22 protein-coding genes are annotated in these 24,982 nt (G+C 61.0%); 10 read left to right on the forward strand and 12 right to left on the reverse strand.

All coding sequences use genetic code 11. From position 1 onward, the window contains the following. The first annotated feature begins 259 nt into the window (after positions 1-259). From QMX86_RS19875 to QMX86_RS19905, 7 genes are all read left to right on the forward strand, one after another. Positions 260-1,918, forward strand: a complete 1,659-nt coding sequence (locus QMX86_RS19875) for a Na/Pi cotransporter family protein (protein ID WP_110599651.1) — start codon at positions 260-262, stop codon at positions 1,916-1,918. 176 nt (positions 1,919-2,094) lie between these two features. Then, on the forward strand, positions 2,095-3,489 hold the full coding sequence (locus QMX86_RS19880) for an insulinase family protein (RefSeq protein ID WP_282384862.1): 1,395 nt from the start codon (positions 2,095-2,097) through the stop codon (positions 3,487-3,489). Between the two features lie 211 nt (positions 3,490-3,700). Next, complete coding sequence (locus QMX86_RS19885) at positions 3,701-4,729, forward strand: DUF5924 family protein (protein WP_122705410.1); 1,029 nt, start codon at positions 3,701-3,703, stop codon at positions 4,727-4,729. A gap of 54 nt (positions 4,730-4,783) precedes the next feature. Next, entirely contained in the window at positions 4,784-5,932 is a 1,149-nt protein-coding gene (locus QMX86_RS19890; RefSeq protein WP_243243346.1) for an ABC transporter permease, read from the forward strand. Next, positions 5,929-6,732, forward strand: coding sequence for an ATP-binding cassette domain-containing protein (locus QMX86_RS19895; RefSeq protein ID WP_056791199.1), 804 nt, complete (start codon positions 5,929-5,931; stop codon positions 6,730-6,732). The genes QMX86_RS19890 and QMX86_RS19895 overlap by 4 nt, the downstream gene beginning before the upstream one ends. A gap of 1 nt (position 6,733) precedes the next feature. Further along, complete coding sequence (locus QMX86_RS19900) at positions 6,734-7,672, forward strand: MlaD family protein (RefSeq protein WP_016772359.1); 939 nt, start codon at positions 6,734-6,736, stop codon at positions 7,670-7,672. Further along, the gene (locus QMX86_RS19905) at positions 7,669-8,295 is read left to right on the forward strand and encodes an ABC-type transport auxiliary lipoprotein family protein (RefSeq protein WP_282384865.1); all 627 of its coding nucleotides are present in this window, start codon (positions 7,669-7,671) and stop codon (positions 8,293-8,295) included. Before QMX86_RS19900 ends, QMX86_RS19905 begins: the two co-directional genes overlap by 4 nt. A 115-nt stretch (positions 8,296-8,410) precedes the next feature. On the opposite strand, the gene QMX86_RS19910 is transcribed toward QMX86_RS19905, so the two are convergent. The 5 genes from QMX86_RS19910 to QMX86_RS19930 form a co-directional block, all read right to left on the reverse strand. Further along, on the reverse strand, positions 8,411-9,640 hold the full coding sequence (locus tag QMX86_RS19910; RefSeq protein WP_282384866.1) for a spore maturation protein: 1,230 nt from the start codon (positions 9,638-9,640) through the stop codon (positions 8,411-8,413). A 202-nt stretch (positions 9,641-9,842) separates the two neighbouring features. Next, a complete protein-coding gene (gene gltP / locus QMX86_RS19915) occupies positions 9,843-11,174 on the reverse strand; it encodes a glutamate/aspartate:proton symporter GltP (protein WP_024014978.1) in 1,332 nt (443 codons plus the stop codon). Positions 11,175-11,889: 715 nt separating this feature from the next. Then, on the reverse strand, positions 11,890-12,354 hold the full coding sequence (locus QMX86_RS19920) for an inhibitor of vertebrate lysozyme family protein (protein ID WP_016772356.1): 465 nt from the start codon (positions 12,352-12,354) through the stop codon (positions 11,890-11,892). Between the two features lie 2 nt (positions 12,355-12,356). Beyond that, positions 12,357-12,521 carry a DUF1328 domain-containing protein gene (locus QMX86_RS19925; RefSeq protein WP_003177151.1) on the reverse strand — a complete coding sequence of 55 codons (165 nt, stop codon included), beginning with the start codon at positions 12,519-12,521 and terminating at the stop codon, positions 12,357-12,359. Positions 12,522-12,595: 74 nt separating this feature from the next. Continuing rightward, on the reverse strand, positions 12,596-12,880 hold the full coding sequence (locus QMX86_RS19930; protein ID WP_024014979.1) for a hypothetical protein: 285 nt from the start codon (positions 12,878-12,880) through the stop codon (positions 12,596-12,598). Between the two features lie 428 nt (positions 12,881-13,308). Here QMX86_RS19930 and algB point away from each other — a divergent pair, with 428 nt between their 5' ends. Continuing rightward, on the forward strand, positions 13,309-14,655 hold the full coding sequence (gene algB / locus QMX86_RS19935) for a sigma-54-dependent response regulator transcription factor AlgB (RefSeq protein WP_024014980.1): 1,347 nt from the start codon (positions 13,309-13,311) through the stop codon (positions 14,653-14,655). Between the two features lie 10 nt (positions 14,656-14,665). Next, positions 14,666-16,456 carry an ATP-binding protein gene (locus QMX86_RS19940; RefSeq protein ID WP_024014981.1) on the forward strand — a complete coding sequence of 597 codons (1,791 nt, stop codon included), beginning with the start codon at positions 14,666-14,668 and terminating at the stop codon, positions 16,454-16,456. Here QMX86_RS19940 and QMX86_RS19945 read toward each other — a convergent pair. The 7 genes from QMX86_RS19945 to QMX86_RS19975 all read right to left on the reverse strand — a co-directional run bounded on the left by QMX86_RS19945 (position 16,453) and on the right by QMX86_RS19975 (position 23,719). Next, a complete protein-coding gene (locus QMX86_RS19945) occupies positions 16,453-18,066 on the reverse strand; it encodes an EAL domain-containing protein (protein ID WP_282384867.1) in 1,614 nt (537 codons plus the stop codon). The two genes, QMX86_RS19940 and QMX86_RS19945, sit on opposite strands and share 4 nt — an antisense overlap. 75 nt (positions 18,067-18,141) lie before the next feature. After that, positions 18,142-18,924 carry an N-acetylmuramoyl-L-alanine amidase gene (locus tag QMX86_RS19950; protein ID WP_130926710.1) on the reverse strand — a complete coding sequence of 261 codons (783 nt, stop codon included), beginning with the start codon at positions 18,922-18,924 and terminating at the stop codon, positions 18,142-18,144. 101 nt (positions 18,925-19,025) lie between these two features. After that, entirely contained in the window at positions 19,026-21,041 is a 2,016-nt protein-coding gene (locus QMX86_RS19955) for a diguanylate cyclase (RefSeq protein WP_282384868.1), read from the reverse strand. Next, entirely contained in the window at positions 21,038-21,916 is an 879-nt protein-coding gene (locus tag QMX86_RS19960) for an endonuclease/exonuclease/phosphatase family protein (protein ID WP_024014985.1), read from the reverse strand. The genes QMX86_RS19955 and QMX86_RS19960 overlap by 4 nt, the downstream gene beginning before the upstream one ends. Positions 21,917-21,930: 14 nt before the next feature. Further along, positions 21,931-22,572, reverse strand: a complete 642-nt coding sequence (locus QMX86_RS19965; RefSeq protein WP_016772349.1) for a thiol:disulfide interchange protein DsbA/DsbL — start codon at positions 22,570-22,572, stop codon at positions 21,931-21,933. A gap of 199 nt (positions 22,573-22,771) precedes the next feature. Continuing rightward, positions 22,772-23,383 carry a c-type cytochrome gene (locus QMX86_RS19970; RefSeq protein ID WP_016772348.1) on the reverse strand — a complete coding sequence of 204 codons (612 nt, stop codon included), beginning with the start codon at positions 23,381-23,383 and terminating at the stop codon, positions 22,772-22,774. Positions 23,384-23,413: 30 nt separating this feature from the next. After that, positions 23,414-23,719 (reverse strand): c-type cytochrome, encoded by a 306-nt coding sequence (locus tag QMX86_RS19975; protein ID WP_016772347.1) that lies wholly within the window; start codon positions 23,717-23,719, stop codon positions 23,414-23,416. Between the two features lie 191 nt (positions 23,720-23,910). Between QMX86_RS19975 and yihA the strand changes: the two genes are divergently transcribed. Then, complete coding sequence (gene yihA / locus QMX86_RS19980; protein WP_039757139.1) at positions 23,911-24,555, forward strand: ribosome biogenesis GTP-binding protein YihA/YsxC; 645 nt, start codon at positions 23,911-23,913, stop codon at positions 24,553-24,555. Positions 24,556-24,982: the final 427 nt, after the last annotated feature.

The following is a 24,982-nucleotide window of genomic DNA, read 5'->3' on the forward strand; positions in this document are numbered from 1 at the left end:
CGATAGCGGTCTCTCAGACAGCGATGATGTTGAAGCTGATGACCCTATCGCGAGCAGGCTCACTCCTACAGGTATCTGTGTCGGTTTCAGCGATGTGAGTGAACCTGTTTTCATGACACTTTTGTTTCAATCCACGCTTTAGCTGTGCAATGCTGGCGCCGAGACCGTTCGCCAACTACAGCTTAAGTATCAAGAACGTAGAAACCGCGCGGTGCCGTTCACTTGCCCCTCTGGGGCGCTGCTACTACAGGGGGTCTGCATGCTCACCCTGCTCAATCTGTTGTCCGCCGTCGCCCTGTTGATCTGGGGCACGCACATCGTCCGAACCGGCATCCTGCGGGTTTACGGCACCAATCTGCGACATGTCATCGGCCAGAACATGTCGAAGAAATGGCTGGCGTTCATCGCCGGTATTCTCGTCACTGCCATGGTGCAGAGCAGCAACGCCACGGCGATGCTGGTCACTTCGTTTGTCGGTCAGGGCCTGATGGCGCTGACCCCGGCGCTGGCGACCATGCTGGGCGCCGATGTCGGTACCGCGTTGATGGCGCGGGTGCTGACCCTCGATCTGTCGTGGCTGTCGCCGCTGCTGATTTTCCTCGGGGTGATTTTCTTTCTGTCGCGCAAACAGACGCGGCTCGGGCAGATGGGCCGGGTGTCGATTGGTCTCGGGCTGATCATTCTCGCCCTGCAATTGATCGTCGAGGCCGCCGCGCCGATTACTCACGCGCAGGGGGTGAAGGTAATTTTCGCCTCGCTGACCGGCGACATTCTTCTCGACGCCCTGGTCGGCGCGCTGTTCGCGATGATTTCCTACTCCAGCCTCGCTGCCGTGCTGCTCACCGCCACGCTGGCCGGGGCTGCGGTGATCAGCCTGCCGGTGGCAATCGGTCTGGTGATCGGCGCCAACATCGGCAGCGGCATCCTTGCCTTCATGAGCACCAGCATGCAGAACGCTGCCGGCCGCCAGGTTGCGCTGGGCAGTCTGTTGTACAAATTGATCGGTTTGCTGCTGATCATCCCGGTGCTCGATCCGCTGGTGCACTGGATCGATAGCCTTGATTTCAGCCCGCAGGAAATGGTCATCGGCTTCCACCTGCTCTACAACACCGCGCGCTGCCTGATCCTGCTGCCCAGCGTCGGGCCGATGGCGCGGCTTTGTGCGTGGCTGTTGCCGGAGCGGCCGGAGGTCAACGGCGCCGCCAAGCCGCGCCATCTCGACCCGACCGCGCTGGTCACGCCGAGCCTGGCGCTGGCCAACGCCGCGCGGGAAACCCTGCGCATGGGCGATCTGCTCGACAACATGCTCGATGCCTCCCTTGATGTGCTGCGCGGCAAGCAGACCGCCGTCACTCAGGAAATGCGCCGCCTGACCGACGACGTTGAGGCCCTGTACAGCGCGATCAAGCTGTATCTGGCGCAGATGCCCCGCGAGGATCTCGGCGAGCACGACAGTCGGCGCTGGGCCGAGATCATCGAACTGGCGATCAACCTCAAACTCGCCGCCGACCTGATCGAGCGAATGCTGCGCAAGATCCAGCAGCAGAAGACTTCGCAGCGCCGTTCGTTTTCCGAAGAGGGCCTGGAAGATCTTGCCGGGCTGCAACAGCAACTGATCGCCAACCTGCGCCTGGGCCTGTCGGTGTTTCTCAGCGGCGACCGCGAGAGCGCGCGGCAGTTGTTACGGGAGAAACGCCGCTTTCGTGCGCAGGAACGGCGGCTGGCCCATGCGCATGTCAGCCGTTTGCAACGCAAGATCGTGCAGAGCCTGGAGACCAGCTCGCTGCATCTGGAGTTGATCGCCGACATGAAACGGCTCAATTCGCTGTTCTGCAGCAGCGCCTATGTGGTGCTGGAAACGGCGGACACCGGCGCGCTGGCGGTGGATGACATGGCCGACATTACGCATTCGCCTTGAACGTCTGGGGCTGGGGCCAGTCAGTTACAGTGGTTCAGCCTTGAGACCGTCATCGCTGGCAAGCCAGCTCCCACAGGGTTTTGTAAGCGCCGCAGATCCTTGTCGGAGCTGGCTTGCCAGCGATGGGGCCCTTACTGACGACACGGATCTCCAAATCAGCCGTATGGAAGCCTGTTATGCGTTGCCTGTTGTTCGCCTGTCTGTTGCTCGGTTCCCTGCCCGCCTTTGCCCTGGATCGGTTTCAGGTCGAAGGCTATGCGCTGCCCAACGGTTTGCAACTGATGCTCAAGCCCGGCACCGAACGCGGGCATGTGGCGATCCGGCTGGTGGTCGGCGTCGGCCTCGATGACTTCGACTGCGATGAAAAAGAGCTGCCGCATTTGCTCGAACACCTGCTGTTCAGCGGTATCGACGCCACCGGCGAAGGCGGTCTGGAAGAACGCATGCAGGCGCTGGGCGGTGACTGGAATGCGTTCACCAGCAATGCCGACACCACGTTCGTCATCGAGGCCCCGGCGAAAAACCAGCGCAAGGTGCTCGACCTGCTGCTCGCGCTGCTGACCCAGACACGCATCGACGACAACGCAATCAACGCGGCGAAACGGGTGGTCGAGCGTGAGGACGGCGGGCATTACACCAGGCTGCAACGTTTCCTCGACCGTCAGGACCTCGGTCATACCGCGAGCAATCAACTGGCTGTCGAGCTGGGACTGAAATGCCCGCAGCGTGCCGAAGTCGGCCATCTGACCCAAGAGCAATTGGAGAAGGTGCGCAAGGCCTGGTACGCGCCGAACAACATGACCCTGATCGTTGTCGGCGAACTCGACAAACTGCTGCCAGCCTACCTCGAGCGTACCTGGGGTCAGCTGGAGCCGGTCGAGCCTACCGAACACCGGGCGCTGCCGAACATTCGCACCAGCGCCGCCCATGAGCGCACCCTCACCCGTGGCTTCATTGGCGACAGCGCCAAGCTGCACTGGCTGGTGCCGGAACCGGTACTCGACGATCAGTACGACCAGACGTTCGACATTCTCAAGGATTACCTCGACTGGGCGCTGTACCGGCAGATTCGTCTCAACCATGGCTTGTCGTACGGGCCGTGGGCCGAGCGCGAAGTGTTCGGCGGTGTCGGCTTCATGAGCCTCAACGCTGACCTGGATCGCGATGACGTCGACGAAGCCATTCAAGTGCTGGAAGACCTCAAAGCCGATCTGCTGAAAAACGGCCTCGACCCGAGCACCTTCGCCCGCATCAAACAAGCCGCCATTGCTCACCAGGCCTGGGCCGTGCAGGGCAACAGCGCTCTGGCCGACTATTACTGGAGCGCGCTGGCCGACTATCAGGATGGCCGCTTTGCCAATCCCGCGCGGGAGCTGCAAGGGGTGACGCTGGAAGCGGCGAACAAGGCGATGCGCGAGCTGTTGCTGCAGCCGGGGTATATCCGGATCGAGAAGCCTTTGATCAGTGATGATCAGGTGTTGTGGCTGGTCGCTGGTGGAATCGGGTTGTTGCTGCTGATCGTGATCGGCTGGCGCCTGCATCGCCGCCACAAAATTGCTGGAAGCCATTAATCCTCTGGTGAGTGAGCACTTGTGGCGAGGGGATTTATTCCCGATGGGCCGCGCAGCAGCCTCAATAAGGGCAGCTCGGTAGATCCAGACAAAATTCGCTCGCAGGATCTACGACGGCTGCACCGCCGATCGGGGATAAATCCCCTCGCCACAAGGGGCATGCGGCGTTAACCTTTCCGGGATTTTCCCCATATCGTCGTGAACCGCCAAAATGCCAAAACTGACCCTCCTTATCCAGCGCCTTCTCGAGCTGATGAAGCGCTACCCCGGGTTGATCGCGGCGGGTGGTTTCATTTCCGGGGTCGGCAGTTTCATCCTCGTCGATCGCCAACAGGGGCTGGCCAGCTGGATCACGGTGATCATGCTGCTCAGCTGGATCTGGCTGATGCTGGAAAACACCCTGACCGGGCTGTTCACACGGATTTTCAAGCGCGAGATTCCCCAGCCGCTGCTGCGCTACGCGACGCAGATGATCCATCAGGAAAGCCTGTTTTTCGTTCTGCCGTTCTTTTTCATCACCACCACGTGGAACAGCGGCCAGTTTGTCTTCACGGGGCTGCTCAGCGTTGCCGCACTGATCTCCATCGTCGATCCGCTGTACTACAAATGGCTGGCGCCACGGCGCTGGGCGTTTCTCGCGCTGCACACCCTGACCCTGTTCGCCGCCCTGCTCACCGCGCTGCCGGTGATCATGCACCTGACCACCGCGCAGAGTTTCAAATGGGCGCTGGGGATTGCCGTCCTGCTGTCGTTCCCGAGCCTGGCGTCGATCTTCCCGATCCGCACGGTGCGCAACGCCCTGGCGATTCTGTTCATCACAGTCGGCATCGGCGGCGTCGGTTGGGCGCTGCGTTCGTGGGTGCCGCCGGCAACGCTGTGGATGACCGACGTAGCGATCAGCACGCAGCTGCAGGATCGCACCCCCGGCGCCAGCCTCGAAACCGTCAGCGCCGAGCAGATCCGCAGCGGCGGGCTCTACGCCTACACTGCGATTAACGCGCCGCGCGGTCTCGATGAGCGGATTTATCACGTGTGGACCTTCAACGGCAAAGAGGTCGACCGCATCGCCCTCGACATCCATGGCGGGCGCAAGGAAGGCTACCGGGCGTGGACGCACAAGCAGAACTTCCCCGGCAACCCGGCGGGCAAGTGGCAGGTGCGGGTGCTGACCGAGGATGGCCAGTTGATCGGCGTGCTGCGTTTCGCAATTACCGACAGCACACCGGCCAAAGAAAAGTAATCCGGTTCGTGCTATTACGTAGGATCTCGTAACGGCCGTACAAGCACGGAGCTTATGACCAGCAGCCCAACCCCCGGCAGTGCCCACCTGGACACCGCGCTCAGCCCTGCCCGTCTGCGGGTCAGCGGCGACTGGACGCTCGCCCACTACACCGCGCTCAAGCACCTGAGCGAAAAGCTCCGCGGCCAGTACGACGCCAACACTTCCATCGATCTGAACGGCCTCGGTGCCCTCGACACCGCCGGCGCCTCTTTGCTGGTCGAGCTGCTCGGTTCCGAACGCTTGGGCAAATCCGCCGAACACCCCGATTGCACCCTTTCAACTGCCGACCGCGCCTTGCTGCAAACCGTGTACTGCTCGCTGAGCGATTTCTGCGTACCGATCAAGGAGCCGGAAATCAGCGTCAGCGTGCAACTGCTGACGCGCATTGGCCGCGCGGTGGACAAGGTCTGGACCGACACGTTGCAACTGCTCGGCTTCGTCGGCCTGATTCTCGAAGTCATCGCCCGTGGCCTGTTGCGGCCCAAGCGCTGGCGCATCACGCCGATGATCGCGCACATCGAGCAGACCGGCCTCGACGCCGCGCCGATCGTGGCCCTGCTGACGTTTCTGGTCGGCGCGGTGGTGGCGTTTCTCGGCGCCACAGTGCTGGCCAGTTTCGGCGCGACGATTTTCACCGTGGACCTGGTCGGCTTCTCGTTCCTGCGCGAATTCGGCGTGCTGCTCACGGCGATCCTGATGGCCGGGCGCACCGCCAGTGCTTTTACCGCACAGATCGGCTCGATGAAGGCCAACGAAGAAATCGACGCGATTCGCACCCTTGGCCTCGACCCGATCGAGTTGCTGGTGGTGCCGCGCGTGCTGGCGCTGCTGGTGGCGCTGCCGATGCTGACGTTTCTGGCGATGCTCTCGGGGATCGTTGGCGGCGGTGTGGTGTGTGCGGTGTCGCTGGACATCTCGCCGGCAATGTTCCTCTCGCTGCTGCAATCGGACATCGGCATTCAGCATTTTCTGGTCGGGCTGGTGAAGGCGCCGATCTTCGCCTTCCTGATCGCGGCGATCGGTTGCCTGGAAGGCTTCAAGGTCAGCGGCAGCGCCGAATCGGTCGGCGCGCACACCACCTCCAGCGTGGTCCAGTCGATTTTCGTGGTGATCGTGCTCGATGCGGTGGCTGCGCTGTTTTTCATGGAGATGGGCTGGTGAGTCGTCTACCCCGCGCGCCCTCGGAGGCGGTGATCGAAGTCCGTGGCCTGTGCAATCGCTTCGGCCCGCAGAGCGTGCACGAGAACCTTGATCTGGACGTGTACAAGGGCGAGATCCTCGCCGTGGTTGGCGGTTCCGGTACCGGCAAATCGGTGCTGCTGCGCAGCATTGTCGGGCTGAATCGGCCCAGCGAAGGTATGGTCAAGGTCTTCGGCCAGAACCTGCCGAACCTGGCCGAGCATGAACGCTCGCTGATCGAAAGGCGCTTTGGTGTGTTGTTCCAGAAGGGCGCGCTGTTTTCCTCGCTGACCGTGACCGAGAACGTCGCCCTGCCCCTTATCGAACACGCCGGCCTCAGCCGTCACGACGCCGAGCACCTGGCGGCGGTGAAACTGGCGCTGGCCGGGCTGCCGCTGTCGGCGGCGGACAAATACCCGGCGTCGTTGTCCGGCGGCATGATCAAGCGCGCGGCGCTGGCGCGGGCCCTGGCGCTGGATCCGGACATTCTGTTTCTCGACGAACCCACCGCCGGCCTCGATCCGATCGGCGCGGCGCAGTTCGATCAGTTGATCCTGACCTTGCGTGATGCGTTGGGTCTGAGTGTGTTTCTGGTCACCCACGACCTCGACACGCTGTACACCATCACCGATCGCGTGGCGGTGCTGGCGCAGAAGAAAGTGCTGGTTGCCGGCCCTATCGACGTCGTCTCGGAAACCGCCGACGCGTGGATTCACGAATACTTCCACGGCCCGCGCGGCCGCTCGGCGCTGGACGCCGCCAAATTGCTCAACGAGGTCTGATATGGAAACCCGAGCCCATCATGTGTTGATCGGCCTGTTCACGGTGATCGTCGTGGCCGGCGCCCTGCTCTTCGGCCTGTTTTTGGCCAAATCCAGCGTCGACACCGAGTTCAAGGATTACGAAGTGGTGTTCAACGAGGCGGTCAGCGGTCTGTCCAAGGGCAGCTCGGTGCAGTACAGCGGGATCAAGGTCGGTGACGTGGTCAGCCTGCGCCTCGACCCGCAGGACCCGCGCCGGGTGCTGGCGCGGATTCGTCTGGCGGGCGACACGCCGGTCAAGGAAGACACCCAGGCCAAGCTGGCACTGACCGGCATTACTGGCACGTCGATCATCCAGCTCAGCGGCGGCACACCCGAGAGCCCGAAACTGCGCGGGCATGACGGCAAGCTGCCAACTCTGGTCGCCTCGCCCTCGCCTATTTCCCGCCTGCTCAACGACAGCAGCGACTTGATGACCGGCATCAGCGCCCTGCTGCAAAACGCCAACCACATGTTCTCCGCGGAAAACGTCGAGCGTGTGAGCAAGACCCTTGCCCATCTGGAACAGACCACCGGCACCATCAACGACCAGCGCGGCGACATCAAACAAGCCATGCAGCAACTGGCGACCGTCGGCAAACAGGCCGGCAGCATGCTCGAGCAGACCTCACTGTTGATGCGCAACGCCAACGGCCTGCTTAACGATCAGGGCAAGCAGGCCTTGGGCAGTGCCGAACAGGCGATGAAGTCGCTGGAGCAAAGCAGCGTGACCATCAACGGCTTGCTCAGTAAAAACCAGAATTCGCTGGATAACGGCATGCAGGGCCTCAACGGCCTGGCCCCGGCGATTCGCGAACTGCGCGAGACGCTGACCTCGCTGCGCGCCATTTCCCAACGCCTCGAGGCCAACCCCAGCGGCTACCTGCTGGGCAGCGACAAGAACAAGGAATTCACCCCATGAAGCTGACTCGAATCGCCCTGCTCGGCGCTGGCCTGACCCTGATCGGCGCGTGCTCGATCTTGCCCAAATCGGAACCCTCGGACGTCTACCGCCTGCCCGCCGCGCAAGCGCCCGCCTCGGCCAGCCCGGCGGCGACGCAGTCATGGTCGCTGCGCTTGAATAAATTGCAGGCCAGCGAAGCACTGAACCGGCCGAGCATTGCCGTGATCCCGCAGGGCGATGTGATCAGCAGCTACAAGGGCTCGCGCTGGAGCGATCCGGCGCCGGTACTGCTGCGCAATCGCCTGCTCGATGGATTCCAGCGTGACGGCAGAGTGACGTTGCTGAGCACCGACGACAGCAACTTCCAGGCGGATCTGGAACTGGGCGGCAGTTTGCAGGCGTTTCAGACCGAATATCAGGGCACCCAGGCCGGCGTCGTGGTGCGGGTCGATGCGTTGCTGGTGCGCGGCTATGATCAGCGCATCCTCGCCAGCCGCCGTTTTGAAGAGCGCCAGCCGTTGAATGATGTGCAGGTGCCAGCGGTGGTTGCCGGGTTTGGCCAGGCCAGTGATCGCCTCACGGCCAAGGTTGTGGCCTGGGCCGTGGAGCAAGGCCAGAAACTGGCCCCCCAAAGGCCTTAAGCCCAACACAATCCCTGTGGGAGCGGGCTTGCCCGCGATGGCGGTGTGTCAGCTACCAGATATTTCGGATGTGCTTCCCTCATCGCTGGCAAGCCAGCTCCTATAGGGTTCTTTATCAACCAAAGAACCAGTAGCAGACCCCGATAGCGCCCACCACACCAGCAAACTCAGCCAGCAACGCACACCCCACCGCGTGCCGTGCGCGTTGAATCCCCACCGCGCCGAAGTACACCGCCAGCACATAGAACGTGGTTTCGGTACTGCCCTGCACCGTCGCCGCGACCAGCGCCGGGAAGCTGTCGACGCCGGAAGTCTGCATGGTCTCGATGAGCATCGCCCGCGCGGCGCTGCCGGAGAACGGTTTGACCATCGCCGTCGGCAGCGCATCGACGAAGCGCGTGTCCCAACCGGCCCACTCGACCAGATGGCGAATACCGTCCAGGCCGAAATCCAGCGCACCAGAGGCGCGCAGTACGCCAACCGCACATAGCATCGCGACCAGATACGGCAGCAGGTTCTTCGCCACATCGAAGCCCTCTTTCGCGCCTTCGACGAACGCCTCGTACACCTTGACCTTGCGCAGCGCGCCGATCAGCAGAAACAGCATGATCAGGCCGAACAGCGTGAGATTGCCGAGGATCGACGACAATCCCGCCAGTGCTGTCGCGGAAAGCGTGCCGAGCAGGGCCATGAAGCCGCCAAGGATCAGCGCGCCGGGCAGCAGATAGGCGAGGACTACCGGGTCCCAGATGCGCAGGCGTTGCATGAAAGCTACGGAGAGAAAACCGACGATAGTCGAGCAACTGGTCGCCAGCAGAATCGGCAGGAACACCAGCGTCGGATCCGGCGCGCCTTGCTGGGCGCGGTACATGAAGATGGTCACGGGCAGCAGGGTCAACGACGAGGCATTGAGCACCAGGAACAGGATCTGCGCGTTGCTGGCGATGGTGGCACTGGGATTGAGCTCCTGCAGCGCTTTCATGGCTTTCAGGCCGATCGGCGTGGCGACGTTGTCCAGGCCCAGACCGTTGGCGGCGAAGTTCAGCGTGATCAGGCCAAGGGCAGGGTGGCCGGCCGGGACTTCCGGCATCAGCCGCAGAAACAGCGGGCCGAGCACCTTGGCCAGCCACTCGACGATTCCGGCTTTCTCGGCGATGCGCAGAAAGCCCAGCCACAGGGTGAGGGTGCCGAACAGCAGCACCATGACTTCGACCGACAGCTTGGCCATGGCGAAAATGCTTTCCACCATCGCCGCGAAGATCCCGGCGTTGCCGCCGATCAGCCACTGCGCCAGCGCCGACACGGCTGCCACGATGAAGAAGCCAAGCCACAGGCCATTAAGCATCAGTCAAATCCCCCGAAGAATGCGGCGAATGATAGCGGGGTCGCCAGAAACGACAAACCCCGGATTGCTCCGGGGTTTGTTGGTGGGGCTTGCATCAATCACTGTGGGAGCGAGCCTGCTCGCGAAGAGGCCGGCCCATTCAACATCTCTGTTGTCTGGTGTACCGCTATCGCGAGCAGGCTCGCTCCCACAGGGTTTTGCATCAGTTCTTGGAAATTTCGCCAGCCGGCAGTTTTTCCTTGCTGCGCCAGTGCGGCAGGGAGTTCCAGTAGCGCTCGCCCTTGGCGTCGTCGTACATGCCTTCCCAGCGCGCGATAACCAGCACCGCCAGGGCGTTACCGATGACGTTCAGTGCGGTACGCGCCATGTCCATGATGCGGTCGACACCGGCGATGAACGCCAGGCCTTCAAGCGGGATGCCGACGCTGCCCAGAGTCGCCAGCAGCACTACAAAGGACACGCCCGGTACGCCGGCGATGCCTTTGGAGGTGACCATCAGCGTCAACACCAGCAGCAGTTGCTGGCTGATCGACAGGTCGATGCCATACAGCTGGGCAATGAAGATCGCCGCGATCGACTGGTACAGGGTCGAGCCATCGAGGTTGAACGAGTAACCGGTCGGTACCACGAAGCTGCAGATGGCTTTCGGCGCGCCGTAGGCTTCCATCTTCTCGATCACGCGTGGCAGCACGGTTTCCGAGGAGGCGGTGGAGTAGGCCAGCACCAGCTCATCCTTGAAGATGCGCATCAGCTTGAGCACCGAGAAGCCGAACAGCTTGGCGATCAGGCCCAGCACGACGAAGGCGAAGAAGGCGATGGCGACGTAAACCAGGATCACCAGTTTCGCCAGCGGCAGCAGCGAGGCGAAGCCGAAGTTGGCCACGGTCACCGCGATCAGTGCGAATACGCCGATCGGGGCGTAGTTCATGATCATGTGGGTGACCTTGAACATGCTTTCCGAAACGCCCTGGAACATCTTCACCAGCGGCTCGCGCAGGTCCGACTGCAGGCTCGACAGGCCGAGACCGAACAGCACGGAGAAGAAGATGATCGGCAGCATTTCGCCGCGGGCCATGGCCGCGAAGATGTTCGACGGGATCAGGTTGAGGATGGTCTCGATGAACGCATGTTCATGCTGCACTTCGGCGGCGGTAGCCTGGTACTTGGAGATATCCACCGTGCCCAGGGTGCTCATGTCGATGCCGGTGCCCGGATGGAACACGTTGGCCAGCACCAGACCGACAACGATGGCGATGGTGGTGACGATCTCGAAATAGATGATGGTCTTCAGGCCGATACGCCCGAGTTTCTTGGCGTCGCCGACGCCAGCGATGCCGACGATCAGCGAGGAAATGACGATCGGGATCACGATCATCTTGATCAGACGGATAAAGATATCGCCTGCCGGTTGCAGGACGTTGCTGATCCACCAGGCCTTTTCGGCACTGAAGTGGTTGAGCAACGCGCCAATTGCAATCCCCAGAATCAGACCGATGAGGATCTGCCAGGCGAGGCTGATTTTTGCCTTCTTCATTATCTTTACCCTTACTTGCGTTTGATTCAGGCACATGCAGGAACTGGAACGCTCATCAGCGGAAAAGTCTGTGCATCTGCCTCCGTATAAGGTGCCCCGAAGCGCGTGTTTACGGCTCTTCGGCAGGCGAAAAAAGGCGCAACTATTCCGATGCAAGGTGGCGCCGTCTAATGCCGTAAACGCCTACCCTATGCCTAATCGGCATGAGCTTTTTCATTTGAAACTGGCGTCCCAAGCGGTTCGATTGTGACATTTGTGCCGGCATAAGTGCCGTGAACCGGCCGTTACAGCGTAGGCTGGTTAAATTTTGCACAGGTAAAATCGGCGGAAATTTCCGGAAAAAGTCTGAATCGCAAGACTAGAAGTCACATAGAAGGAGCGCGATCTTTGTCGATATACGGTCGCCAGGAAACACCGCGAAATGTTTTCCTCACAGTGTCGACGATTGAAAAAAGGAATTTGGCGTGCTGGATCAATGTTTTAGCGGATTCAAAGCCCAGCGCAGATTCGTCAGACCACCGGGTCGACGAACCTGCGGCGCAGCTTTTACCCTGACCCGGCCCTTGCGCAGGTACTCCCTGTACCCGTAGGTCACTCCGACCCTGTATCAGTCAGAACATCCCGGCCCCCTGGTCATGCACCGACCCTCATCGGGCGGCGCAGTGGAAAGCAGCGGGGCGCTGCTTTCGTGTTCGAAACCTTTGCGCGTCCTGCGTCAGTACCACTTCGGATCTTTCTTCAGGGTTTCCATCAGCAGATCCTGCATGCCCTGATCAGGTTTGCCGAAGAAGCGATAAGTCGCGTGTCGCGTCGGCGACTTGTCCTGCGGCAGACCTTCCGGCACATCGACCAGCATGGCGTAGGCGTCATCCTTGTCGAAGCTGAAGGCCACGATCAAACGGTGATTCAGGCACTTGTCCTGACTCTCGCAGAGCGGGCCGACCAGATACTGATCGCCATCTTCCGTAACGGCATGCATCTGTTGCTCGGAGGTGCCGGACAGGTTGATCACCCATTCCGGTACGCGCTCTTCCTTTTTGATCACGCCTTCCCAGGTTTCACGGTACTGCGCGTCGGAGGCGAGCAGTTCGTTGACCCGGGTCTGGCCGTCATTGGCCGCCATGGCCATGGCACTGCCGCCCAGAAGCAGGGCGGCGGCCAATGTCTTGAGACCGATCATCGTTAACCTCGGCCGCGACGGCCAAAGAAGAAGGAAGCGATGAACATCACCAGGAACACGACAAAGAGAATCTTGGCGATACCCGTGGCGGTGCCCGCGATACCACCGAAGCCCAGAACGGCGGCGATGATGGCAATGATCAAGAATGTAATTGCCCAGCTCAACATGGTGATTCTCCTTACTTCTCTATTTAGGGGTGTTTCCAGTTTCCGGCGCTACGCGCCCGAATGTATTCACTGACTTAGAAAACCCAGCGCTCTTCCCGTGGCAATTGATCCAGCGGTTGCGCCTGGTCGACATCGATCATGTGCATCGAAGCGTTTTCAGCCTGGCTGCTGCTCACGGCACTGAAGTGCGTCTGAGTGCTGTGCTGCATCGAAATCAATGGCTCGGGTTTACGGCTGTTTTCCCAGCTCATGTACTGCTGGCAGACGATCAGGGTGATCAGCAACGCCAGTACACCGAACAGACCTTGCTGGATCTGCAGTGGCGAAATACGTACTTGGGCGGCGATTGGGCGAGTCATCCTGTGTTCCTCACGCTTGTTCGGTTGGGGCAGTGCTGTTCTGCCCGGGCTGAGTGAGGTATTGCAGCCTGCATGCCAGTTTTTTCATCTATAAAAAAACCAATGAAAACAACGGGTTAGGAGTGTTTGAGAAATTTCCTAAGACGCATCCTGCACGATGGCTCTTCTGCGGTCGTGCGCAATGCACGATTATTTCGTGGGAAATTTCGATGATATGGAATTGCTACCGGTACGCAGATGTCAGAAGAGGACGCAGGATCTGCCCTGCAAAACGCAGAATGTTTTAAAACTCAACGAAATCAATGAATTGGCCGTTATGGCAGTAGAGAGCTACCCTCCTATGGCTGGTATCGTTCAGAATCAACCATGCAACTTGCCCGATTTTTCCGGGACTAACCCAAGACTAATCACTATGGAGCGTAGGAAAAATGGAATCTGCCACTGAGCAACAAGGCCGCATTCTGCTGGTGGACGATGAATCCGCCATCCTGCGTACGTTTCGTTATTGCCTCGAAGACGAAGGCTATACGGTAGCCACTGCCAATAGCGCAGCCCAGGCCGATGCTTTGCTGCAACGTCAGGTCTTCGATCTGTGCTTCCTTGATTTGCGCCTGGGCGAGGACAACGGTCTCGACGTCCTTGCACAGATGCGCATTCAGGCGCCGTGGATGCGCGTAGTGATCGTCACTGCCCATTCGGCGGTCGACACCGCTGTTGATGCCATTCAGGCTGGCGCCGCCGATTATCTGGTCAAGCCGTGCAGCCCTGATCAACTGCGCCTGGCCACCGCCAAGCAGCTGGAAGTGCGCCAGCTCTCCGCGCGCCTTGAAGCGCTGGAAGGCGAGATCCGCAAACCGAAAGACGGTCTCGATTCCCACAGCCCGGCGATGAAAGTCGTGCTGGAAACGGCCCGGCAGGTCGCAAGCACCGACGCCAACATTCTTATCCTTGGCGAGTCCGGCACGGGTAAAGGTGAACTGGCCCGTGCGATCCACGGCTGGAGCAAGCGCGAGAAGAAATCCTGCGTCACTATCAACTGCCCGTCGCTGACTGCCGAGCTGATGGAAAGCGAGCTGTTCGGCCATAGCCGTGGCGCGTTCACCGGCGCAAGCGAAAGTACTTTGGGTCGGGTCAACCAGGCGGACGGCGGCACGCTGTTTCTCGACGAGATCGGCGACTTTCCGCTGACTTTGCAACCCAAGTTGCTGCGTTTCATTCAAGACAAGGAATACGAGCGGGTCGGCGACCCGGTCACTCGCCGCGCCGATGTGCGCATCCTCGCCGCCACCAACCTCAACCTCGAAGACATGGTCCGCGACGGCCGTTTCCGCGAAGATCTGCTCTATCGCCTCAACGTCATCACCCTGCATCTACCGCCATTGCGCGAGCGCGCCGAAGACATCCTGACCCTCGCCGATCGCTTCCTTGCGCGTTTCGTCAAAGAGTACGCACGCCCGGCGCGCGGCTTCAGCGATGAGGCCCGGGAAGCACTGCTCGGTTATCGCTGGCCGGGCAATATTCGCGAACTGCGCAACGTGGTCGAGCGTGCCAGCATCATCTGCCCGCAGGAACGCGTGGAAATCAGCCACCTGGGCATGGCCGAACAACCGGCCAACAACGCGCCACGGGTCGGCGCGGCACTGAGCCTGGACGAGCTGGAGAAAGCGCACATCGGCGCGGTGCTGGCCACCGCCGGCACCCTGGACCAAGCGGCGAAAACCCTCGGCATCGACGCCTCGACCCTGTATCGCAAACGCAAGCAGTACAACCTGTGAGCACTGCGCGATGAAACTGGCGATCAAGCTGCGCACGCGCCTGTTCCTGAGCATTTCTGCGTTGATCACCGTGGCCTTGCTCGGGCTCTTGCTCGGGCTGGTCAGCGTGATGCAGATGGCCGGGTCGCAGGAAGCGCTGGTGCGCAGCAACTTTGTCACTCTGGATCTGGGCCTCAAGCTGCGCCAGACCCTCGGTGATCAATTGATCATCATGCTCGCCGAAAAACCCGATCCCGTTGCGTTCGAAGCGTCCAAACAGCACTACTTCGAGTTGCTCGACCAAGGCATCGCCCAGCAGCAGGAGGGCGATGGCCAGCCTTACGGTTTCCGCCAGGCCAAGGCCGACTACCTGAACTTCCTCGCCTCATTCGACGTGACCGCCGAAGCGGCGAAGAACGCCAGTACCACCGCGGATTTCCGCGAGCGCTTCAACATTCTTCGTAATGGCCTGATTGCTGAGCACAAACATGCGCTGGAAACCATTAACGCGGTCCAGCACGCTGCCCGCGAACGCGCGTTGCTGATTGCTGGGCTGCTTGGCCTGGTCGGGCTGGCGGTGCTGATCATCGGTTTCGTCACCGCCCAAGGCATCGCCCGACGCTTCGGCGCGCCGATCGAAGCGCTGGCCAAGGCTGCCGACAACATCGGCCAGGGCAACTATGACGTGACCCTGCCGATTTCCACGGCCATGGAAGTCAACCTGCTGTCGCGACGCTTCGGCCTGATGGCCGAGGCGTTGCGCGAACACCAGGCGATGAATGTCGACGAACTGTTGGCCGGTCAGCAGCGTTTGCAAGCGGTGCTCGACAGTATCGACGACGGTTTGTTGATGATTGATCGCCAGGGCCAGCTCGAACACCTCAACCCTGTTGCTCAGCGCCAGTTGGGTTGGGAAGACGACCGGCTCGGCCAAGGCCTGGGTACTGCACTCGGCCGTCCGGAGCTGGATGCGCAACTGCAATTGGTCCTGCGCGGCGGCACGCTGGAGCGCGCGCCGGAAGATCTGAGCATCGAAGTCGATGGCGAATCGCGCCTGCTGACCTACAGCCTGACGCCGGTCAGTCATACCCAGGGGCATATTCTCGGCGCGGTGATGGTGCTGCACGACGTCACCGAGCAACGCGCGTTCGAGCGCGTGCGCAGTGAGTTTGTCTTGCGCGCTTCCCACGAGCTGCGCACGCCGGTGACGGGCATGCACATGGCCTTCGGGCTGTTTCGCGAGCGGGCCAAGTTCCCGGCGGAATCGCGCGAAGCTGACCTGCTGGATACGGTCAACGAAGAAATGCAGCGCCTGATGCAGTTGATCAACGACTTGCTGAATTTCTCGCGCTACCAGAACGGTCTACAGAAACTCACCCTGGCGCCATGTTCCATTGAAGACTTGCTGGAGCAGGCGCAGCTGCGCTTTGCCGACGTGGCTGCGGCCAAAGGTGTTGCGCTGAACGTCGAGATTCAAGGCCCGTTGCCGAGGTTGCAGGCTGATCAGGCGCAACTTGATCGCGTCCTCGACAACCTGATCGACAACGCCTTGCGGCACACCGCCCGCGACGGGCAGATCCGGCTGCAGGCGCGCCGCCATGGCGAGCGGGTCATCATCAGTGTCGAAGACAATGGCGAAGGCATTGCCTACGGCCAGCAGGGGCGGATTTTCGAGCCGTTCGTGCAGGTCGGGCGCAAGAAGGGCGGCGCCGGGCTCGGCCTGGCGCTGTGCAAGGAAATCGTCCAGTTGCACGGCGGACGCATGGGCGTTTATTCGCGGCCGGGGCAGGGCACCCAGTTCTACATGGCGCTGGCCGTCTAGGCTTCGTCGTCCATACGCCGCGCGGCAAGGCGCCTGCCGCGGGTGATCAGTTCGATGAATTGCACGGCGCTCAGTGCGTGGGCGAACAGCCAGCCCTGACCGAACTTGACTCCCTCACTGCTGAGCAATGCGGCTTGGGATTCCAGCTCGATGCCTTCGGCAATCACTTTCAGATCCAGCGCCTGCGCCATGTGAATGATGTGCGGAGCGACGCCGCTGCTCGCTGCGTCATGGCCCAGCGCATCAATGAACGCCTTGTCGATCTTCAGGCAGTCCACCGGCAAGGTCTGCAGATAGGCGAGGCTGCAATAGCCGGTGCCGAAATCATCGATCAGCACCTGATGGCCAACGTCGCGCAAGGCTTGCAGGTTTTCCCGCGCCACCACCACATCAATCAGGCCCCGCTCAGTGACTTCGAAGGCTATCTGCCGCGCGGCGACACGGTGCAGCGCGAGCAGCCGCGCCATGACCTGGCCGATGCGCGGCACCATGACATCGCAGGCCGCAAGGTTCACCGAGATATACAGCTGCGGATTGGCGCGCAGTAGCTGCCCCAGCTGTTCGAGCAGACGCTGCAAGACGAAGTCGGTCATCTGCCGGATCTGCCCGGTGTTCTCCGCCATGGGAATGAACAGGTCGGGGCTGGTCAGCGTGCCGTCCGGGCGCCGCCAGCGCAGCAGCGCTTCGGCGCCGACGCAGTGGCGGCTGTCGAGATCGAAGATCGGCTGATACAGCACCTGCAACTCACCCCGGCGGATCGCCCCGTGCAGCTCGGCATCCAGCGACTGGCGCTGACGCACCAATAGCAAGGTCAGAAAGCCGACAACGGCCCCGGCGATCAGGCACACCGGCAACAGCCACCACCACACCGCCGGGACGTGCATGCCCGTGCGCGGCGTGATCAGCACCAATTGATATTCCGGGTTGTCGGTGGGCATGCGATAGATCAGCCGCGTTTGCGTGACTTGCAGCGCATCAGGGCTCTTCGGTGGCCAGGGTTCGGTCGGTGGCCAGGTCTGTGCGGTGCCGAGCACCGGAATCGCGCGAGTGCCGTGATCGAGTACCACCAGCAGGCTGCTGCCGGGCGACAGATCGACCATGTCGGTCAAATGTCCGCGCGAGGTAGCGACACGAAAATTGCCGCGACCGAGCATCAGCGCCGCGCGGTTTTCATCGGGTTCGGTGGTGGTGTTCAGCCAATAGCTGTAGGTCGGGCCCTGAATGTCCGGCGCGCGCACCAACGACAGACCTTCCTGGCGCGGACGGTTGGAGCAGAACCGCGAGGCGTCCATATATGCGGCTTCATAGACGAAGCGGTAGTTGAAGGTGACTTGCTGCAGAGTCGCGATCATTTCTTCGTCGCAGCCGCGCAAGGGCTGGGCTTCAAGGTCGTCGAGACTTTCGCGCAACTGGCCGAACAATTGTTCGAGGCGCGCGAGGAAACGCTCGCCTTGGGCGTTCATTTCCTGGCTCTCGCGCAATTCAATCTGGCGCATCGCCGTGAACATACCGCCGGCAATCAGCAGGCTGGCGCTGAGGACAGCCGCGATCATCGCCAAAAAAACAGGGCGATAAAACCAGCTACGCAGCGTCTCTCGGGTCGCAGCCATCAGGGATTTTCCGAAGAATTACCATGAGTTATAGCTGCTGATTGCGATTTCGCCCTGACCGTCGGGCGGGCGTCATTATTTTGTCTGATTGAGGACTAAAAGAAGTGCTGCGGTTTGTGCGTCCGGCGTGCCGTCGAAGCGGGCAGGACGGTAATGCATCTGGAACGCGGCGAGGACATGCCGCGTGGCTACATCCAGCTCGCCGGTTTGCGGCGTGTCGTAACCCAGGCGCGCAAGTTGCGCCTGGAACCAGCCGATCTCCGGCAACGGGTTGCTGTTAAAAATAGCCTGCTGACGCGCCACCGCTTGCTCGTTCGGCCACAGGCCAAGGCCTTCGGCGGCGAGACGTTTCCAGGGGAACAGTGGCCCCGGATCAAGCTTGCGCAACGGCGCGATGTCGCTGTGACCGATGATGTGCCGCGGGCTGATGCCGTTGCGTTTGCTGATGTCCTTGAGCAGGGTGATCAACGACTGGATCTGCGCTTCGCTGTACGGATACCACAGGCGCCCGGTCGGGGTGTCCTTGTAGCCGGGATTGACGATTTCGATGCCGATGGAACTGGAGTTCAGCCAGGTACGGCCCTGCCACTGACTTTCGCCGGCGTGCCAGGCGCGCTGGTTTTCGTCCATCAGCTTGTACACGGTGGCGCTCTTGTCATCGCCAATCAGGTAATGGCTACTGACGTCGCCATGGGTCAGCAATTGCAGCGAACGCTCCAGCGACGCGGAGGTGTAATGCACCACAACGAACTGGATGCGGCTGTCGTAATTGGCCGAAGGATGGCTGGTGTCATAGCGCGGACCACTGGCGCAACCGGCGAGGACGAGCAGCGAGGCAACAAGGGCAAGGAATTTCATGGCAGAGGACGATACGCTGAAAACGATAATGCAACAGTGTAACGTACGGATTTGCTTAGAGTCCGCCAGCGGGCGGATTTAAACAAAATGGAACAATTGCCTTAGCCGAGCTCGACTCGGTTGCGCCCGGCGTTCTTTGCTCGGTACAGCGCCTGATCGGCTCTTTTCAGCACCAGATCGCTGTGTTCTCCCACCCGGAATGACGCGAGTCCCATGGAAATGGTGATAGTCACTCGCTCGCCCTTGAAATGAAACGGGCAGGCTTCGATCGCCGCGCGCAGGGTTTCCAGCAGTTTCGCGCCCACCGCTGGTGGCGTCGCGGGCAGCAACAGCACGAACTCTTCACCGCCGAAACGGGCGATGAAATCCGAGCCGCGCAGGCGTTTGCGCAATACCGTGGCGATGATCTTCAGCACTTTGTCGCCGGCCAGATGGCCATAGCTGTCGTTGATCCGCTTGAAGTGATCGAGGTCGAGCATGGCCAGGCTGAGGGTGTTGCCGTGCTGCTGCCATTGCTGGATTTCATGCTCAAGGCGTTCGCTCCACGCCGCACGGTTGGGCAGGCCGGTCAACGGATCGATCAGGGCTTTCTGCCGCTGCTCTTCAAGGTGTTCACGGAAGCCCATGGCTTCCTGTTCCATATGCGCCACTCGCTCCGACAGGCTCTTCAACCTGGCGGCGACTTCCTGTTCGCGGGCGTCGCGCTGCTTCTGGTGCTGGTCCATCGTTCCCAGCAGGCCTTCCAGGTGATTCTCCAGCACATGCTTGAGGTCATCGAGGTCCGCCGCTTGCTGGACGCTGCTCTGCAAGCCGTCGACCTGCTCGCGAATCTGCGTGTCCATGGCCCGCGCCGCCGAGCTGTTGTCGGCATGCCCTTCGCTGGCCGCTTGCAGGTTGCTCTGGAACGCTTCAAGGCGTTCGTTGAGCTGTTGCAGATAGGCTTCGAATTCGTGCTGACCGCTATCGGTAATCGCCAGCATCAAAGTCGCGAGATCGTCGAGGATCGGCAACAGTTCGTACCAGTTCAGCCCGTGTTTGAGCCGTTCGCGCATGGCTTCGGCTTGCGGCCGGTGGCGCTCGGGCAGGGTCAGGTCGTCGAGCAGGCCGATCAGCGTGTCTTCGATATGTCTGGCTACGGAGCTGTAGGACGGCTCCGGGGAATCCGGCAGAGCGAAGAGGATGTCGTGCTCCGACTGCTCCGGGTCGATGGCGGCCAAGGCCTGAGCGATCGGCTCGGGCAGGGGCAGGCTGTCGAGAATCAGCGGCGACGTATCGCCGGGATGGATCAATTCATCGGGGTTGAACGCCTCGGCTGCTGGCGCAGCGACGGTTATCTCGGTGTCAGCGGCTGGTTCAACCTGCACTGGCTCGGCTTCAACGACGACCACAGGCGCAGCGAACGCAACGACTTCCGGCTCATCAGGCGGCGTCTGAGCGGGCGTTTCGATGACGGTCTCGGGCGCTGCGATCGTTGGCTCAGCGTTGGCCACCGGTGCCGATTGCGCAGGCTCCGGTTCAGGCTGCTGAGCTTCGACCGGCTGCGGCACTGGTGTTGCTGGTATGTCGGCCGCCGGTGCAACGGTTTCTTCACTGTCGCGACTACCAAACAAACGCTGCAACAACCCCGGCCGCCCCGGCTCGGCAGGCGTTTCCAACTGACTCAAGGCCTTGCCCTGCAAGCCACTGAGTTCGCTCAGCAGCAGTGGCATTTCCCGCGCCTGACCGACTCGGCTGTCCAGTTGTTTGGCAAATTTCTTCAGCGGTTGCGCGACTTCGCGCGGCAGCGGCAAAGCCTGCAACTGGGTGACCAGCGCGGTCAGCGCGGTGCTGACCTGATCGATGCGGGTCTCGCGGCGCTGCTCGGAGTCGAGCACGGCTTTTTCCAGACGCGGCAGCAGGGCCGCGAGCCCGGCGTCCATGTCATCGGTGCGCACGACTTCGCGCATTTCTTTCATGCACTGATCAACAGCCTTATCGGTGCCCTCGGCCGCCAGCGTGCTGCGCACCAGACCGCGCCGCAGCAGGTCGAGTCGCGCGGCCCAGCGGCGTTCGAGCTTGTCCTGCTGTTCGATGCTCTTGAGGTACTTCTCTTTCCAGCGCTGGGCGTCGTCGCTCATTCACAGGTTCCGCGAGGGGCAGGGCTCAACGCGGGCAATGCGTCGGCCGTGAGCGAACCCGGCAGACGAATTTCCACCGCGACCGGCAGGTGATCGGAAATGGGCTGGGCCAGCACCTCGACCTTTTCCAGGGTCAGGGTCGGGCTGAGCAGAATATGATCAAGGCAACGCTGTGGGCGCCAGCTGGGGAAGGTCGCTTCCACCTGCGGGGCCAGCAGGCCGAGATCGCGTAACGGCGAGTGTTCGAGCAGGTCGCTGGCATGGGTATTCATGTCGCCCATCAGCACCTGATGCTTGTACCCGCTGATCAAATCACGAATGTAGGCCAGTTGCAGGCTGCGCGTCCGCGCGCCGAGGGCCAAATGCATCATCACCACCACCAGTGCCTCCGGACCTTCGCCGAAGCGCAGCAGGATCGCGCCGCGACCTTTCGGGCCGGGCAGCGGGTGGTCCTCGATCGCCCACGGCTTCAGGCGACTGAGCACGCCATTGCTGTGCTGGGCCAGTCGACCGAGGTTGCGATTGAGTTGTTGATACCAGTAGGGAAAGGCGCCGAGGTGGGCCAGATGTTCGACCTGATTGACGTAGCCTGAACGCAGGCTGCCGCCATCGGCTTCCTGCAGCGCGACCAGGTCGAAGTCGCCGAGCAGGTCACCGATCTTCTGCAGATTGCCGGAGCGCCCGGTGTGCGGCAGCAGATGCTGCCAGCTGCGGGTCAGGTAATGTCGATAGCGCTCGGTGCTGATGCCGACCTGAATGTTGAAGCTGAGCAAGCGCAGACGCTGGTCTGCGGGCAGGCCCGTAGACGCCAGATGATGCTCGTTGACCTGCGGATCATGCAGGCCAACGATGCGTTCGGACTTCCAGCGGCGCATGGCGAATGCCGCGCTTAGTTGGCAGCAGCCTTGTTAGCCGCTCGCTCTTTGGCGACCAGATCGTCAGCCAGCTTCAATGCTTGCTCGGCACCACCGGCAGAGCCGATGTCGAAGCGGTATTTACCATTGACGATCATGGTTGGCACGCCAGTGATTTCGTACTTCTTCGCCAGCTCACGGGCCTTGACGATCTGGCCTTTGATAGCGAACGAGTCGAAAGTGGCGAGGAACTTGTCCTTGTCCACGCCTTGAGTGGCGAGGAAGTCAGCCATGTCGTTCTTGTCGGTGAGCTTCTTGTGCTCTTTCTGGATCGCGTTGAACACGGCGTTGTGTACCTGATGCTCGACACCCATGGCTTCCAGAGTCAGGAACATCTGACCGTGAGCGTCCCATGGGCCGCCGAACATGGCGGGGATGCGCACGAAGTTGACGTCGGACGGCAGTTTTTCAACCCATGGATTGATCACTGGCTCAAAAGCGTAGCAATGCGGGCAGCCGTACCAGAACAGCTCGACCACTTCGATTTTGCCAGGCTTTGCCACCGGCACCGGGTTGGCCAGTTCGACGTAAGGGGCGGCAGGGGCTTCAGCGGCCTGGGCGGTGACGCCGAACAGGCTGGCAGCGACGAGGGCGGCGCTGATGATCAGATTACGCATGCTTTACTCCTGAACAATTTGGGTCGCCTCGCTCGACCTGTTGCGACACAGATCCTGGCGGGCATGAGTGCTGTAGTGTAACGGCAGCGGCCACAAAAAAGGGCGGCCAAAGCCACCCTTTTTATACTTGCTGCGAAGGATTAATCGAGCGTTAACGTCGCAGGCGTTACGCGCCTCGTGCAACCCTCGAATAAGGGCCTCAGTGCAGGCCCTGGATGTAGCTGGAAACCGCAGCGATGTCTTCGTCGCTCAGCTTGCGTGCGATGGTGCGCATGGTCATTGCGTCGCCGTCGTTGGCGCGACCGCCGTCTTCCTTGCGGAAATCGGTCAGTTGCTTGGCGATGTATTGAGCGTGCTGGCCACCCAAGTGTGGGAAGCCTGCGGCGGCATTGCCGGAGCCGTTCGGCGAGTGGCAGCCGGTGCAGGCTGGCAGACCTTTTTCCAGGTTGCCGCCACGGAACAGCGCTTCACCGCGAGCGACGATCTTCGGATCGGCGGCGCCGACGCTGCCTTTCTGGCTGGCGAAGTACGCGGCGATGTCGGCCAGATCCTGATCGTTCAGGTTGGTCAGCAGCCCGGTCATTTCCAGCACCACGCGCTTGCCCGACTTGATGTCGTGCAATTGCTTGTCGAGGTAGCGTTCACCTTGACCTGCCAGTTTCGGAAAGTTTGGCGCCATGCTGTTGCCGTCCGGGCCGTGACAGGCTCCGCACACGGCAGCTTTGGCCTGGCCTGCTGCGGCATCGCCGGCAGCATGGGCGACACCTGAAATTCCCACGGTCAACAGCAGACTCACGATCAATTTGTTCATCAGCTAATCCAACTACGGCTAAGGGTTAAGTTATGGACCGGGCTTACTCTCGCTCATCCACAGGATGATGGCCTGGTAATCCTCGGCACTGCAGTCCATGCACAAACCACGCGGCGGCATCGCCTTGAAACCCTGGGTCACGTGTTGCACCAGCGTCCCCATACCTTTCGCCAACCTCGGCGTCCAAGCTTCCTGATCGCCTCTTGCGGGCGCCATGGGTAGTTGGCCGGAATGACAGGCACCACAAACACGGTTGTACACAGCTTCCGGATCCTGTGTAGCCTGTGCGCTGTAAAGCGGCATCAAGACTCCGGCAGCCAGCAGCCATTTCGTCATAAAACGACCTTTTCAGGGTTGAGAGCGTTCTGCGTTCTAATGCGCAATCAAAGTCTGTCGCTCTCGTGAACTTCATCCTTCGCTGGGACAAAGCACACACAAAATCTGCGGCATTATATACTGGCGTCACTGAAACGGAAGCGACACCGCGTTCCGCGCCCAATCCCGGCGCCGCCCACATCGGAAATCCCATGCAACTCAAGAATCCCATCCTCGGCCTGTGCCAACAGTCCACGTTCATGCTCAGTGCCGCCAAAGTCGATCAATGCCCAGACGACGAAGGCTTCGAAGTGGCGTTTGCCGGTCGTTCCAACGCTGGCAAATCCAGCGCGCTGAACACCCTGACCCACGCCAGCCTGGCGCGCACCTCGAAAACTCCGGGTCGCACACAGCTGTTGAACTTCTTCAAGCTAGACGATGATCGCCGTCTGGTCGACCTGCCGGGGTACGGTTATGCAAAAGTACCGATCCCGCTCAAGCAACACTGGCAGCGCCACCTCGAGGCTTACCTCGGTGGTCGGGAGAGTTTGAAAGGTCTGATTCTGATGATGGACATCCGCCATCCGATGACCGACTTCGACCTGCTGATGCTCGACTGGGCCGTCGCCGCCGGCATGCCGATGCACATCCTGCTGACCAAAGCCGACAAACTCACCTACGGCGCAGCCAAGAACACCCTGCTGAAAGTACAGTCGGAAATCCGCAAAGGCTGGGGCGACTCGATCACCATCCAGTTGTTCTCCGCACCAAAACGCATGGGCCTGGAAGAGGCCTACACTGTACTGGCCGACTGGATGGAACTCGCAGACAAAGGCGCCGAGGCGGCAGCCGAGTAAGACAATTTCAAGACTGACTGTGGTGCTGTCAGGCAAGGCGAAAGTAGCGCTAAAAAGCGGAGTTTAGGGGACCTAAATGAGCTTTTTTAGCGATGCTTTTAACGCAGCATGGCCGCGCTTCAGCCGATTTTTGGGCAAAAAAAGCCCCGGATTTCATTGGGGAGGGAGAAATTCCGGGGTTCAAGTTCCGAACCGCTAGGGCGGGGTTCAGATATCTGCCAACACTTAACACAACATAGGAGCATCGAAGGGCTTCACCAGCCATTCAGTACCTCTGAGTGTTCGATCGACAGATTAGTTCAGATTTTTTTCAAAAAGCTTTGGAATAGCCTCAAGCGTTTTTCGATCTAAGCCGGATTCCCGGGAGTTGGCGCGCCCGGTGGGAGGCGCCACACCCCCACAAAAACCGGGGCGTGTAAAAAAAAAA

The sequence above is a fragment of the Pseudomonas sp. PS01270 genome (genome assembly GCF_029959775.1).
GTDB classification, from domain to species: domain Bacteria; phylum Pseudomonadota; class Gammaproteobacteria; order Pseudomonadales; family Pseudomonadaceae; genus Aquipseudomonas; species Aquipseudomonas atacamensis.